This window comes from Dehalococcoidia bacterium, assembly GCA_025054935.1.
Taxonomy (GTDB): Bacteria; Chloroflexota; Dehalococcoidia; order SpSt-223; family SpSt-223; genus JANWZD01.
The window spans coordinates 22,422-35,782 of the sequence record JANWZD010000006.1 but is presented as its reverse complement, the minus strand read 5'-3'; the positions used below and the strand labels follow the sequence as shown (position 1 = coordinate 35,782).

Annotated in this window: 11 protein-coding genes; 4 read left to right on the top strand and 7 right to left on the bottom strand. The window is 66.6% G+C overall.

Annotated features, from left to right (window positions below):
- Positions 1 to 105 precede the first annotated feature (105 nt).
- Both NZ773_08400 and NZ773_08395 read right to left on the bottom strand, forming a co-directional pair.
- Positions 106 to 1,146: an LLM class flavin-dependent oxidoreductase gene (locus NZ773_08400; protein ID MCS6801945.1), complete on the bottom strand. Its 1,041-nt coding sequence runs from the start codon at positions 1,144 to 1,146 to the stop codon at positions 106 to 108.
- Positions 1,143 to 1,655, bottom strand: coding sequence for a MaoC family dehydratase (locus NZ773_08395; protein ID MCS6801944.1), 513 nt, complete (start codon positions 1,653 to 1,655; stop codon positions 1,143 to 1,145). The genes NZ773_08400 and NZ773_08395 overlap by 4 nt, the downstream gene beginning before the upstream one ends.
- 325 nt (positions 1,656 to 1,980) lie before the next feature.
- Here NZ773_08395 and NZ773_08390 point away from each other — a divergent pair, with 325 nt between their 5' ends.
- Both NZ773_08390 and NZ773_08385 read left to right on the top strand, forming a co-directional pair.
- The gene (locus NZ773_08390) at positions 1,981 to 2,235 is read left to right on the top strand and encodes a hypothetical protein (protein ID MCS6801943.1); all 255 of its coding nucleotides are present in this window, start codon (positions 1,981 to 1,983) and stop codon (positions 2,233 to 2,235) included.
- Between the two features lie 35 nt (positions 2,236 to 2,270).
- Positions 2,271 to 3,659 (top strand): MmgE/PrpD family protein, encoded by a 1,389-nt coding sequence (locus NZ773_08385; protein MCS6801942.1) that lies wholly within the window; start codon positions 2,271 to 2,273, stop codon positions 3,657 to 3,659.
- A gap of 34 nt (positions 3,660 to 3,693) precedes the next feature.
- On the opposite strand, the gene NZ773_08380 is transcribed toward NZ773_08385, so the two are convergent.
- Positions 3,694 to 5,355, bottom strand: a complete 1,662-nt coding sequence (locus NZ773_08380; protein ID MCS6801941.1) for an aldehyde dehydrogenase family protein — start codon at positions 5,353 to 5,355, stop codon at positions 3,694 to 3,696.
- A 57-nt stretch (positions 5,356 to 5,412) separates the two neighbouring features.
- Positions 5,413 to 6,435 (bottom strand): LLM class flavin-dependent oxidoreductase, encoded by a 1,023-nt coding sequence (locus tag NZ773_08375; GenBank protein MCS6801940.1) that lies wholly within the window; start codon positions 6,433 to 6,435, stop codon positions 5,413 to 5,415.
- Positions 6,436 to 6,509: 74 nt separating this feature from the next.
- Here NZ773_08375 and NZ773_08370 point away from each other — a divergent pair, with 74 nt between their 5' ends.
- The gene (locus tag NZ773_08370) at positions 6,510 to 8,525 is read left to right on the top strand and encodes an FAD-dependent oxidoreductase (GenBank protein ID MCS6801939.1); all 2,016 of its coding nucleotides are present in this window, start codon (positions 6,510 to 6,512) and stop codon (positions 8,523 to 8,525) included.
- Here NZ773_08370 and ligD read toward each other — a convergent pair.
- The 3 genes from ligD to fabF form a co-directional block, all read right to left on the bottom strand.
- Positions 8,482 to 9,432 carry a non-homologous end-joining DNA ligase gene (gene ligD, locus NZ773_08365; protein MCS6801938.1) on the bottom strand — a complete coding sequence of 317 codons (951 nt, stop codon included), beginning with the start codon at positions 9,430 to 9,432 and terminating at the stop codon, positions 8,482 to 8,484. The genes NZ773_08370 and ligD overlap by 44 nt on opposite strands.
- Entirely contained in the window at positions 9,392 to 10,462 is a 1,071-nt protein-coding gene (locus NZ773_08360) for a glycosyl hydrolase (protein ID MCS6801937.1), read from the bottom strand. Before NZ773_08360 ends, ligD begins: the two co-directional genes overlap by 41 nt.
- A gap of 64 nt (positions 10,463 to 10,526) precedes the next feature.
- Complete coding sequence (gene fabF, locus NZ773_08355; protein MCS6801936.1) at positions 10,527 to 11,759, bottom strand: beta-ketoacyl-ACP synthase II; 1,233 nt, start codon at positions 11,757 to 11,759, stop codon at positions 10,527 to 10,529.
- A 545-nt stretch (positions 11,760 to 12,304) separates the two neighbouring features.
- On the opposite strand from fabF, the gene NZ773_08350 reads away from it, so the two are divergent.
- Positions 12,305 to 12,925 (top strand): response regulator, encoded by a 621-nt coding sequence (locus NZ773_08350; protein ID MCS6801935.1) that lies wholly within the window; start codon positions 12,305 to 12,307, stop codon positions 12,923 to 12,925.
- Positions 12,926 to 13,361: the final 436 nt, after the last annotated feature.

The following is a 13,361-nucleotide window of genomic DNA, read 5'->3' as shown; positions in this document are numbered from 1 at the left end:
CCCGTCCCCTCGTTCCGGAACCTCCTTTGCGCGGAGGAAGGCTGCAGCCGGTCAGCCCGCGTCCGCAGCATGCTCAGGGGTGTGCTCTCGTCGGCGCGCACGGGCTCATGCTGGGGGCGTTGTCTCTCGCTGATCGCCCTGCGCTTCTCCTCGCTGCCAGCCAGCGAGAAAGCGCTCGGTCTCTGCAGCAGGATCGTCGCTGACGGGGATCAGGGGGAGGAGGAGGCGCGTCGCTCCGGCGTCAAGGTAGTCATCGAGCAGGGGACGGACGGCTGCCGGGTCAGCGACAACAGCAGCGGGCACGCGCTCGAGCATGGCATCATCGACAGCGCGAATGGCGGCGCTGAAGCCGCCGCTGCGCCACGCCGCTTCGATCCGTTCCAGGTCGGCGGCGAACCCCGACCGGGCAAGCAGTTCGCGATAGCCGGGAGCGCGGCAGTAGGCGGCGACGGTCGGGCGGAGGGCATCTCGTCCAGCCGCTTGGTTGTCGGTCAGCACGACCCGGAATTTGACCACGATGTCGAGCGTGGCGGGGTCTTTTCCGGCGGCAAGCGCGCCCTCCCGCGCCCAGCCGGCGATCTCGCGGACGGCTGACGGTACTCCCATATTGATCAGAACCCCGTCGGCAATCTCGCCGGCCAGGCGGCTCATCCGGGGGCCGAGCGCTGCCAGCACAATCCGCAGCGGAAAGCGAGGCCGCGCGCCCGCCAAACGAAAGTCGTGTGCTGAGAACGCCTCACCCGCCCACGTAACGCGCTCGCCGGCATACACCTGGCGCACGATCGCAACATAATCGCGCGCCATGGCAAGGGGACGCTGGAAGCGGACACCGTGCCACCGCGCGAGCGTTGGGTTGGCGACCCCCAGCCCGAGGACAAACCGACCGCCCGACAGTTCGTTGAGCGTTGCTGCGGCCATGCCGGCAGCGACTGGGGAGCGGGCGAGCAGGTGCAGGATGGCGCTTCCCAGCAGGGGAGAGGAGGTGGCAGTAGCGCAGGCCGCGAGCAGCGCGACTGGGTCGCGGTTGTTGGTTTCCCCCTTCCAGATCCCTGCAAACCCTGCCTCCTCGGCACGACGCGCCAATCGCGGGATCGCCTCGACGGGCAGGGTGCCAGCCGCATCGATCTCGAAATCGACCGCGGTCACGAGGTCACGGTCCGCTCGGCGGGGTGAAGCGCCTGCTTCGGCGAGTGCCCTCGCTTATAGATCATCATCGTCCGCTTGAACTCGATCACCACGGTGCCATCCTGCTTCATGCCTCGGGTTCGGATTGTCACGATCCCGGCATTCGGCCGCGACTTCGACTCGCGGACTTCGAGCACCTCGCTCTCGGCATAGAGCGTATCTCCCACGAAGAGCGGATTGGGAAGCCGGACTTCATCCCAGCCGAGGTTGGCGAGCGCGTTTTCGCTGACATCGGAGACGCTCTGCCCAGTGACAATCGCCAAGGTGAGACAGGAATTGACCAACATCTTGCCGAAGGGGGTGCCCTTTGCGTATTCAGCGTCGAAATGTGATGGATTCGTGTTCATTGTCAGTAAGGTAAACCAGATGTTGTCGGCCTCGGTGATGGTACGCCCAAGGTTGTGGCGGTAGACATCGCCGACTTGGAAATCCTCGAAGAAGCGGCCCTGCCATCCGGGCTTGACGGTCATCAGCTCCTCCTCGCGCACTCTCTGAACGTACGACCGGCATCGTGCGAGAGAGGGAGCGGCCATGTCAAGCGGGGAGGTGCGGCGGAACGGAAGATTACGTCGAGCGTTCGGTCGTCCACCTTCAAGACCGATCACGCTCATGGCATCGCCCTCGGTTGTTGAGAAAACGTCTGCGGCACCTGCTGTCGAAATGACGCAGGATCGTGTGCAACTTCCCCTCGTCTTATCGCCTTCTTATGTGATACACTGCAACTGTGCAGGCAAGGTGCACAGTCTGCAGCTGGATCGGTTCGAGAAGCAGGGAGAACGGTGAAGGAGGGAGTGAGTGGCCCATTTCGAGCGATTGCCTCGCGAAGCATTTACGAAGAGCCAAGGTCGTCCGCGAAATTCGTATCTCGAGGAGTATCGCGGCTTTCTCGCTGACCTTCAGGTAGGCGAGGGAGGGGAAATCACCCTCGAACCTCACGAAAAGAAGGCGACGATCAAGAATCGGCTGAATCACGCAGCACGCGTCGAGAACAAGCGGATTCGCTACTTGCGAACACCCAGCGATCGCGTCCGCTTTCAGGTTGTCGAGTAGGCGTCGCTACGTCAGCCCCGTCGCTCAGTCAGCAACTGGCCGCCTTTGCTGCGACGCTCCGCCCCGACGACTGCCCGCCGGCGGTGGTCGATAAGGCTAAGGCGGTCCTGCTTCACGCCCTTTTTGTCGGCTTAGCCAGCCTCCGCGACACCGACGTTGCCCGTGCGCTGGCGGTGATCGCAGACGAGGAGACCGGTGGCCCAGCACGTCTCCTCGGGCTGGGGCGGCCGGCGAGCCGGATGATGGCAGCCTTTCACGCCAGCCTCCTCTTTCATGCCCGCGGGCAGGATGACTCCTATCGCATGCTGACCCATCCGGGTGCCGCTGTCCTTCCGGCTGCTCTGGCCGAGGGGCAGCGCCGCCCGCGCGATGGCAGCGCCTTGCTCGCCGCCATCATCGCCGGATACGAGGTCCAATGCCGGCTCGCGCGCGAGATCGTTCCGGCGGTGCAAAACCATGGCTTTCGCGCCAGCGCCGTCTTCAGCGCCGTCGGCGCGGCAGTTGCGGCAGGGCGAATGCTTGAGCTTGGCCCCGAGGAGATGGCCCATGCGATCGCCCTTGCGGTTGCGAACGCCGGCGGTCCTCTCGAGCCGAGCCGTGCTGGCAGCCGCGAGATGACGTATCAAGAGCCGCTTTTCTGCCTGAGCGGCCTGCTTGCTGCTCGGCTCGCCCGTGCGGGGGCGACGGGCGCTCCCACCTGCCTCGAGGGACCGGCCGGGTTCTTCTTCGCGTTTACGGGGAGCGCCGCCGGCGAGTTGAGCGGCAGTTTCGAGGGCGCGACCCGCTGGGATCCGGCAAGCGTTGCGGCCGATCTCGGCCGCCGCTGGGAGATCCTCGATGTCACGATGAAGATCTATTCGGCGGCAGGCTTCAACCAGCCGGTGATCGAAGCGGTCGCGCGGCTCGCTCGGCAGTACGAGCTTGTCCCCGAGCGTGTTGAGGCGATCGAAATCGAGATGAACCCGTGGGAGACGGTCTATCCGAGCCCCCGCTTTCCGCGCCTGCCGCCGGCTGCGGCGGATTTCGGAAGCACGCCCTACTTTGCTGCCGCCGCTCTAGCCGCCAAAGGCTATCCCGCCACGGGACGCCGGCTCTCCTACGGCGGCGCCGACCCTCCGCTCGATATGCCTGCGCTCGTCGCCGAGCTCGCTCGGCGCACCCGCGTCATCGCTGCCGCCCGCCGCCAGTATGCTCCCCGCATCACTATTCGCACGGTCGATGGACGCTCGTTGACGCATGAGATGACCGGAGAGGAGTTCAAGTGGGATTTCGCGACCGAGCGAGAGCGGCTTCGCGCTCTCGAAGGGGCACTCCCGCTCTCTCCCGACGGCGTGGAGGCGCTGATCGCGGCAGTTGCCGACCTGGATGTTCTGCCCTCGGTCGACTCGCTTGTTGACCTGACCCTCATTCAGCGCGGGCAGTAGGAAAAGCCACGGCTCGGCAAAGCAGAGCGGCCGCCTAGCCGCCGCGCGGCGCTCCGCCCCCCGTCACCCACGGAGGCGGACCGCCTGCGCCTGTCACCCCGGGCGGCGGACCGCCCGCGCCCATCACGCCGGGCGGCGGACCGCCCGCCCCCATCACCCCCGGCGGCGGGCCGGCAGGAGCGGCCGGCTCGTCGTCTGACTCCGGCCACGGCACTGTCTTGCCGGTGATATCCATGATGACGCTCTTGACCTCGGTATACTCTTCGAGCCCCCGGAGCCCATTCTCCTGGAGCAGCCCGCTCTGCTTCCAGCCTCCAAGTGGTGTGCCTGTCTGCTGAACTGCCCACGTATTGACCCACACCCAGCCCGTGCGGAGGCCGCGGACAACGCGCGCGGCGCGGTTGACATTCGTCGTCCAGACACCACTCGCTAATCCGTACGGGGTGTCGTTGGCGATGGCGATCGCTTCCTCTTCGCTGTCGAAGGGAAGAGCGCAGACGACCGGCCCGAAGATCTCCTCGCGCATCACCTCGTGGGTGGTCGGGACATTGATAAGGATGGTGGGCTCGTAATAGTTGCCGATCTCGAGATGCGCTGGGCGGCGGCCGCCGATCACGACGTGCCCGCCGGCGCTGCAGGCGTCTTCTACCCGCCGCGCCACCCGCTGGAACGCTGCCTCGGTGATCAGGGGGCCCATCTGCGTTTCCGGCGCGAAAGGATCGCCGAGACGGATCCGCTTGGCGCGCACGCTCATCTTCTCGAGAAACTGGTCGAAGATGGAGCGCTCAATCAGCAGCCGGGAGCCGGCGAAGCAGCGCTGGCCGGCGTCGGGGAAGATGGCCGCGAGGGCGCCTCGGACAGCGAGGTCGAGGTCGGCGTCGGCGAAGACAATATTCGCCCCTTTTCCTCCGAGTTCGAGGATCACTTTTTTGATCGTCGGCGCCGCGTACTGCATCATCGCTGTCCCGGCGGCCACGGAACCGGTGAGCGAGATCAGGTCGACGCCGGGGTGGCGAGCAAGCGCGGCGGCGGTCTCGTTTCCTCCCGTCACCACTTGGAGGACGCCGGGCGGCAGCCCTGCCCGATTGCCGATCTCGACAAACTTGATGGCAGCGAGGGAGGCGAGGGGGGAGGGCTTGAGGATGATGCAGTTGCCAGCAGCGAGCGCCGCGCCGGCCTTGCCGCCGGCAAAGATCATCGGCACATTGAAGGGCAGCAGACCGGCAACCACGCCGATCGGCTCGCGCCGGCTCGATCGCTCGAGATCGGGGTGGTCAGGCATTGTCTCGCCGCGAAGCATGTTGGCGAGGCTGGCGAAATCGAGCAGACGGAAAGCGGCGGCCCGCACTTCGCTCGTCGCTTCGCGCAGGGTCTTGCCGGTGTCGAGACAATGGATGCGCCCGATTTCGTCGGCGGCCGCCATCAGCATCCCGGCAAACCGGTTGAGGATCCCGACCCGCGCTTCAACGGGCATCTGGCGCCACGGCCCGCGGTCGAAGGCCTGCCGCGCCGCCGTGACCGCGCGGTCGACATCTTCGGGGCTCGCGTCGGGTAATCGGGCGATCACCTCATTGGTCGCCGGGTAGATGGTCTCGAAGCGCCGCCCCGACGCCGAATCAGCCGGTCCGTGCCCAATGAACATCCGTGTCTCGATTGCCGGTAGATCGGTGATCTCTGCTAGCCGCCGCACTGCCATTGCACTCTCCCGGGCGGTTTCGATTGATCGCAGGCCGAACGCACGATGAGCTCTATTTTAGCTGCCAAACGTCTCAAAGAGCGCCCGGCAGTTCGCTTGCCACGTCGCTTCGTCGGTGAGGAATGTGGGGACGACGAGGACGACCCAGTCAACAATCTCCAGCAGCGCGGCCACGCGCTGCCGGCAGCGGTCGGCTGTCCCGGCGACGCAGACCGTTGCGGCGAACTCATCCGAGATCGCGTCGAAGGCGCCGGCGATATCGCCGCGGTGCCAGCTCGCTTGGGCACGGGCAATGTCAGCGCCGAAGCCGTCGTCTTGCCAGGCGCGCAGGAAATAGTCGCGTGTGATCTGGGCGAGAATGGTCGCCTTGACGCGCCGCAGCGCTGTCCGCTCGTCAGGGTCAACGACGCAGGAAACAAGAGCGCCGATGGTCAGCGCGCGGCGATCGCGGCCAGCCCGCTGAGCGCCGGCGAGGAGGGCGGGCACCGCGACCGTCGCGAGGTAGCGCGCCGAGAGCGCTGGATTGAGAAGGACGCCATCGGCGATCTGGCCGGCCAGTCGCGTCATCTGGGGCCCGGTTGTCCCCAGCCAGATCGGCGGCACCGCCGGAAGGCTCCGCCCCGTGCGCTGGAAGGCGCGAACGAGGCCCTCGATTTGAAAATGACGCCCGTGGTAGCTGTAGGGCTCGTTTGGGCTGGCAGCAAGCGCGCCTCGGATTACCTCGACGTATTCGCGCATTCGCCCGATTGGCCGATCGAAGGGGATGCCCCACCACTGTTCGTTCCATTCCCGCGGCCCGGCGCCGAGGCCGAGAATGAAGCGCCCCTCCGTCAGCTCTGCCAGCTGCCCCGCTGCGATTGCAGTGATGACCGGAGGCCGGTTCCAGACTAAGACGCCCGAGCCGAGGCGAATGCGGCGGGTGGCGAGCGCGAACGCCGTCAGGGTGATCAGGACGTCGCCCGCGCCGTCGGCGGTCCAGACGCTGCCGAACCCTGCGGCTTCCGCATCGCGCGCCGCCGCGATCCGGAGTGCCATCGGCTGCTGCCCGTTCACCATGAAACCAAGCCGAGCGCTCTCCATCAGGGGACAGTGTAGACTGGCGTCACGCGATCGCGCAGCAGAGCCTGGCGTTCGCAAAGAGGGGAGAGGGAACAATGCTCTACGAACGGCTGTTCACGCCGATCACGGTGGGCCGGATGCGTGTCCCTAACCGGATTATGATGACCCCTCACGGCTTTGTCGGGCTGGTCGATTGGGAGGAGCCGGGCAAACGGATGCTCGACTACCTTGCGGAGCGGGCGCGGGCGGGCGTCGGCTGGATCATGACGAACGCTCCCCCGGTCCATCCCTCCACTTCGCCCCGCGCGCCGATCGGCCGCCGGGGCTGGGACGGCTCGGCGAACGAGTGGCTGGCGCAGCAGGCTGAGGTGGTCCACCGTCACGGCGGCGTGATCTCGGCGATCATCCTCCACATCGGCCACAACGCCTGGTCGACCGAGACCTACAAGCCGTCGTGGGCGCCGTCGGCGATCCAGAGCAGCTATCGCGAGATGCCGATCGCGATCACCAAAGCGCAGATCGATGACCTTGTCGAGCACTATGCGCGGACGGCGGCCAATATCAAGGCGGCGGGGCTCGACGCAGTCGACATCCAGACCTCGGTTGACTACCTCCTCGGCTCGTTCCTCTCGCCGGCCCTCAATATCCGCGAGGATGAGTACGGCGGACCACTCACGAATCGCGCCCGCATTATCTTGGAAATTTTGGCGGCGATCCGCCGCGAAGTCGGCCCCGACTTCACGGTCGGGATCCGGACAAGCGCCGATCACAAGATGCCGCACGGGTTCTCGCTTGACGAAGCGGTCGAGTTCTGCCAGCTTGTCGCCGGCAGCCGCCTCATCGACTATCTCGGCGTGATGGTCGGCTCCTACTACGACTTGATGCAGGTTATCCCGGGGATGCGCGTTCCGGATGGCAACGCGATTGCGGCCGCAGCGCGGATCAAAGCGGCGGTGGACCTTCCCGTCTATGTCTCCGGCAAGATCGACACGCCCGCGCTCGCGGAGCGGATCGTGCGCGAGGGAAAAGCCGACCTCGTGGCGCTTGCTCGCGAGCATCTCGCGGATGGCGAATGGACGCGGAAAGCGCGCGAAGGCCGCGCCGACGACATTCGGCCATGCATCTTCTGCAATCACTGCGTTGCGCGGCTGAACCAGCGGAAAGAGACGCAGTGCGTTGTCAATCCTGCGTTCGGGTACGAAGCAGCGATTGGGGTCGAGCAGCTCGTTCCCCACGGCCAGCGGCGCCGCGTCGTTGTGGTCGGGGGCGGGCCTGCGGGCATGGAGGCGGCGCGCGTGGCAGCGCTGCGCGGCCATGACGTGACGCTCTACGAAGCGACCGACCGGCTGGGCGGCCAAGTTGCAATCGCTGCCCTCGCGCCTCATCGGGAACGGCTCGCCGCGTTCACGGCATGGCAGGAGCGGCAGCTGCGGCAATGCGGGGTCACGGTGCGGCTCAACCGGACGATTGTGCCGCGCGACCCGGTTCTGCGCGAGGCAGATGCGATTGTCGTCGCAACGGGATCGTTCCCGCTCAGGAACGGTGTCAGTCCCCTCCGTCCCCACGGCGGCGCGATCCCGGGTGTCGACCAGCCGAACGTGCTGACAAGCTGGGACGCCTTGCTCTTTCCCCAGCAAATCGGGCAGCGGGTCCTAGTCTATGACGAAGAAGCCTATGCTCCCGGCGCAAGCATCGCGCTCTTCCTCGCCCGCCTCAATCGCGCCGTGACCCTTGTCACTTCTGCGCCTCACATTGGCGTGCCTGACCTGCTCTTCACCGCCGAGTTTCCCTATGTCATTGCCGACTTGGAAGAGGCCGGCGTCGAGCTGATGCCGCTCACGCTCGTCACCGCGATCGAGGGCACCACCGTCCGCCTCGAGTCGGTGTCTGGCAAACGCACGAGGGTGCTGACGGGTGTCGATACCGTGGTGCTGAACACGGGCTACCGGGCGAACGACTCTCTCGCGCGTGCCCTCGCTGCCGATGGTCTGCCCGTTCTCGCCGCCGGCGATTGCGTGGCGCCGCGCCGCTTGCAGCTTGCAATCTACGAGGGATATATGGCGGGCTTCACGGTGGAGGCGGTGGCGCCGGCAGGCGCTGGTGCGCGCTGAGCGCAGCGGCGAACACGTCGCCGACCTGCGCAAGTCGGTCGCGGATCGTCCGCACGGTAAATTGGCTGGGGTGCACCGCTCCGGCGTGCACCTCCTCCCAAGTAAGGGGGGTTGAGACCGGCGCCCCCGGCCGAGCGCGTACGGTGTAGGGCGCGGCCATATTCTTGCCGATGCTGTTCTGCGCATAATCGATGGTGACACGCTGCCCGCGGTGGGTCGCGCCTCCGCTGACGGAGACAAGGTCGGGCCGCGCCGCGGCGAGATGATCGGCGACTGCCTTCGCCCACTGGCGAACCTCCTCGAACGAGGGGCCCGGCGCAATCGGCACATAGACGTGCAGGCCGCGGCCGCCGCTGGTCTTTGCGACGCTTTCGATGCCAGCCGCTGAGAGCAGGGCGTGAAGCAGCCGTCCGCATTCGAGCACGGCTTCCCAGGGCGCATCGTCTCCAGGGTCAAGGTCGAACACCAGCTGATCCGGATGCTCAAGGTCAGGAAGCCGCGCCATCCAAAGATGCACCTCGATCGCGCCCCGATTGACGAACCAGAGGAGGTCATTGGGGTGCGCGAGGAGGATGAGGGTGGATGAGGTCGGCGCAGAGCGCCGGGAATAGGAGACACTGCCGATCCACGCTGGGGCGTCGCTCGGGCGATCCCGTCGGTAGTAGGAAGGGCCGTCCCGGCCGCGCGGAAAGACGACCAACGTTGCCGGGCGGCCGGCGGCATAGCGGAGCAGGAGCGGCGCCACCTCGCGGTAGTAGTCGGCGAGGTCACCCTTGGTAATCGCCTCTGCTGGCCAGAGCAGCCGGTCGGCGTGAGTGATCGTCACGGTGGGCGGTGCTGTCGCCGGCCCATCGCCAGCAGCGTGGTTACTCCCCCCAGCGTCGCCAGCGGCGGTAGTTCGGCCCATCGCTCACGGCAAGCCCGATCTGGTGCTGGGTGGACAGCTCGTCGTAGCCGCCTTCATTCGCGCCGATGTAGTACATCCGGAAACTGCCGTCGTCCATCTTCACGACGCAGGGCGTGCCGACGGCGCGCGCATCCCAGCGCCCTGAGCCCTTCGGCGCATGGCAGAAGACCGGTCCGCCCGGCTGCTCGCCCTCGGTGTCCTTTCTCCAATGAATTCCGTCGTCAGAAAGGGCGAGGCCGATGCAGTAATAGCTGCTGTTGTTGGTGCCTTCGTAGAACATCAGGTATTGGCCGTCGTGCTTGATAACGTGACGGCAAGAGATGCCGCGCTCGTCGAACGAGCCGGGTGCGCCGGGACCAAGGATAGGACCGCGCTTCTCCCACCGGAAGCCGTCGGGCGACGAAGCGAGGCAGACGACAAATCCCTTCTCGCGGTCGAGAGTGTGGTAGTACATCAGGTAGCTGCCATCCTCGACCTGAATGACGCGCGGCCACGCGCAGAACATCGCGTCGAACTCACCAGGCGCGCCCGGCTCAAGGAAGGCGCCGCGGTAAGGGCCGTCGAGGCGCACCCAATGGATCCCGTCGCGCGAGATCGCGCAGCCGGGACGCATCTGCACCCCTTTCGCCTTGATCGTCTGCTCCCCCATTTTCAGTTCGATCGTGCTCTGGTCGCCGCCGAAGTACCACATCCAGTAGAGACCGTTCTCGCGGCGGATATCGGAGACGCCCACATGCGCGTTGTCGAACCGGTTCGGGTCGGAGGTCGGCTCGAAGACTGCGCCCATCGTCAGGGGGCCCTTGACCCGCTCCCAGTGGACGCCGTCACGGGAGACCGCAAGGCCGCATCGTCCGGTAGGAAGATTGATCATCCGGTCAAAAGCGGGGTCGCGGCCGTAGTACCACATCTTCCAGAGGCCGTCGTCATCGCGCAGCACTTGAGGGGAGGAGACGCGCTCCGAATCCCACCACCCTTCAGGGCCGGGACCGAGCACCAGTCCGGGTTGGCTCACGGTTGGTTCGGTCGTCATACGGTCCTACCCTCCGCCGATGATTACTTGCAGGTCGGCGCGGCGATTGTACCACCCCTCGGCGCTATTGCTCGAACGCCCGGAAAACAAGCGTTGCGTTGTGGCCGCCGAAACCGAGCGAGTTTGAGAGCGCCACCCGCACCCGCGCCTGACGCGCTCCTTCCACGACATAATCGAGGTCGCACTCCGGGTCAGGCGTTGTCCGGTTGATGGTCGGATGGATCCACCCGGTCTCGATCGTCTTGGCACAGACGACGGCCTCAAACGCCCCCGCAGCCCCCAGCAGATGTCCAGTCATCGACTTCGTGGAACTGATGGGGATCTGGTAGGCGCGTTCCCCAAACACGGTCTTAATCGCCACGGTCTCCAGCTTGTCGTTCAGTTCGGTGGAGGTGCCGTGGGCGTTGATGTAATCGACCTCATCGGCGGTCAGCCCAGCTGAACGGAGAGCTTGGCGCATCGCTCGCACGCCGCCCTCGCCTCCTTCGGAGGGCTGGGTGATATGGTAGGCATCGGCAGTTGCGGCGTAGCCTGCGAGTTCGCAGTAGATCTTCGCCCCCCGTGCCAGCGCAGACTCGAGCGACTCGAGGACGAGCACGGCCGCTCCTTCTCCCATGACGAAGCCGTCACGTTCGGCGTCGAAGGGGCGCGAGGCGCGGGGAGGGTCGTCGTTGCGCGTCGACAGTGCCCGGGCGGCCGCGAACCCCGCAATGCCGATAGGGGTTATGGCCGCTTCGGTGCCGCCGGCGATCATCGCCCGCGCATCGCCCCGCCGGATTGTCTCAAAGGCGGCGCCGATTGCATCCGCGCCCGTTGCGCAGGCGGAAACAACGGCATAGTTCGGGCCTTTGCATCCCAGCTGGATCGAGACCTGCCCCGACGCCATATCGACGATCATCATCGGTACGAGGAAGGGACTGACGCGGCTTGGCCCGCGCTCGTGGAGGACGCGGATCTGCTCAGCGAGGGTAGCGATTCCGCCGATGCCGCTGCCGACGATTGCGCCGATGTCGGGCTGGTCGCGCACCTCGATGCCAGCATCGTCGACGGCTTGGCGCGCCGCCGCAATTGCAAGTTGAACGAAGCGGTCCGTCCGGCGAACCTCTTTCCGGTCGAGATAGGCGAGCGGGTCGAACCCGCGCACCTCAGCCGCGATCTGCACTTCGAACCCTGTGGTGTCAAAGGCGGTAATCCGCCCTACGCCCGAGCAGCCGGCGAGCAGATTGCGCCAGCTCTCTTCAACCGACAGCCCAACCGGCGTCACCGCGCCGAGGCCGGTGACCACAACACGCTGCATCGTCACGCTCCCTCCTCACGCCGGCGTTCCCTCCGCTCGCGCGGCAGGCGGGCGGATTCTATCCGCTCCTCCTTGCGCGCGAGGAGGTTTGTGAAAGACGGTACAATTTCATAGACGGTTGTGACGGAGATGGGTCAATGATGACCGCATCGTGCGAGCGCGCCTCGCTCTCCTTGGCGGCCCTGCGCCGGCGATGGTGCTCTCCCCATCCTCGCTGACAGCGCTCCCGCTCCAGCCGTGCCCTTGCGCAGCCGCGCCCGGGCTGGTCCCAGCGCGGCAGCAGCCGAAGCCAGCGCTCGTGATGCGTCCGGCTGGGGAGCGCGGCAGCACCGATCGCGCGGCATCGCCGCAGCGGCCTGCCTGCGGACCGCGAGGCCGACCCGAGTGCTGGGAGCCTGGCTTCGTCGGGCGCCGCTTTGAGCGGAGACAGTTCCGCTCTGCCAGCGGCACCTCCCTGCTTCGCGCCCGGTCGCTCCGGCGCCGCACGACCACGCCCGCGAACTGCGCGCTTCTCAATCACAACGCCTACGCCATCGAGGTGCGCCATGACCACACGCCAACGCCGCGATGCAAGCGCCACGCTCCAGCGCCGTAGCCTGCGCGTGCTGATCGCTGACGATGAGGCGCTGCGTCTCTTGTCGCTCCGCCAGCAGCTGGAGGGAATGGGGCATCAGGTTGTCGGCGAGGCAACGACGGGAGAAGAGGCGGTCGCCCTCGCCCGCGAACTGAAGCCGGACTTGCTGATCATGGACATCCGGATGCCGGGCATGGACGGTATCGACGCGGCGAAGCAGATCACCGCCGAGCGCCCGGTGCCGATCGTGCTGGTGACAGCGTACAGCGAGAAATCGCTTGCCGAACGGGCTGCCGACGCCGGCATCTTCGCCTATCTGATGAAGCCGGTTTCGGAGGCGGACCTCCTGCCCGCGATCATCCTTGCCACCTCGCGCTTTGAGGAGTTTCGCGAGCTGCGCAAGGATATCGACGATCTGCGCGAAGCGCTCGAGGCGCGCAAGCTGATCGAACAGGCCAAGGGCATCCTGATGAACCGGCGCAACCTGACCGAGCAGGAAGCGTTTCGTCGGATGCAGATCCAAAGCCAGAACGAAAACCGCAAGCTCGTTGATATCGCTCGCGCCATCATCATGGCGGATAAGATGCTGTAGCGCGGGAGGCGGGGCGCGCCGACCCCGCGGCCATCCGGCGCAGCAGACGGCTTCGCGCAGAGCGTCGGCGAGTTCGTTCACGCAGAGGCCAGCCTCCCCTCCCGCGGTCTGGCCGAGTGATCCGGCAGCAGCCGAGCTGTCTCGTCGCGCCGATCGATAGCGAGGCGGCGGGGAGCGCCGGCGTTCATTGCCGCGAAGACGGCCCTCTCTCTCGCCGCGGCGCTCTGCATGTCGACCTGGGCTTGTTCGGGTGCTCCACCGCTCGCGCGGCGGCTAGCCGTACGAGCGGTCCGCACGCTGCTCAGCTCGCCGGCGCGGCGCTGAAGGGCTCCCTCTAGTTCCCCACGCTTTCGCGCCGCCGCGGCGCTCATCATTTTGGCCCTCCGCCGCCGGCGCGCTGCCTCCTTGGCGGCCCCTTACTTGACAGGGCGCGGCA

What these genes read in the sequence shown, in the direction of transcription:
- NZ773_08395 (MCS6801944.1), bottom strand. Translation starts at nt 1,655, where the DNA reads ATGACCGTCAAGCCCGGATGGCAGGGCCGCTTCTTCGAGGATTTCCAA.
- NZ773_08380 (MCS6801941.1), bottom strand. Translation starts at nt 5,355, where the DNA reads ATGGCAGTGCGGCGGCTAGCAGAGATCACCGATCTACCGGCAATCGAG.
- NZ773_08375 (MCS6801940.1), bottom strand. Translation starts at nt 6,435, where the DNA reads ATGGAGAGCGCTCGGCTTGGTTTCATGGTGAACGGGCAGCAGCCGATG.
- NZ773_08370 (MCS6801939.1), top strand. Translation starts at nt 6,510, where the DNA reads ATGCTCTACGAACGGCTGTTCACGCCGATCACGGTGGGCCGGATGCGT.
- ligD (MCS6801938.1), bottom strand. Translation starts at nt 9,432, where the DNA reads ATGGGCCGAACTACCGCCGCTGGCGACGCTGGGGGGAGTAACCACGCT.
- NZ773_08360 (MCS6801937.1), bottom strand. Translation starts at nt 10,462, where the DNA reads ATGACGACCGAACCAACCGTGAGCCAACCCGGACTGGTGCTCGGTCCC.
- fabF (MCS6801936.1), bottom strand. Translation starts at nt 11,759, where the DNA reads ATGCAGCGTGTTGTGGTCACCGGCCTCGGCGCGGTGACGCCGGTTGGG.
- NZ773_08350 (MCS6801935.1), top strand. Translation starts at nt 12,305, where the DNA reads ATGACCACACGCCAACGCCGCGATGCAAGCGCCACGCTCCAGCGCCGT.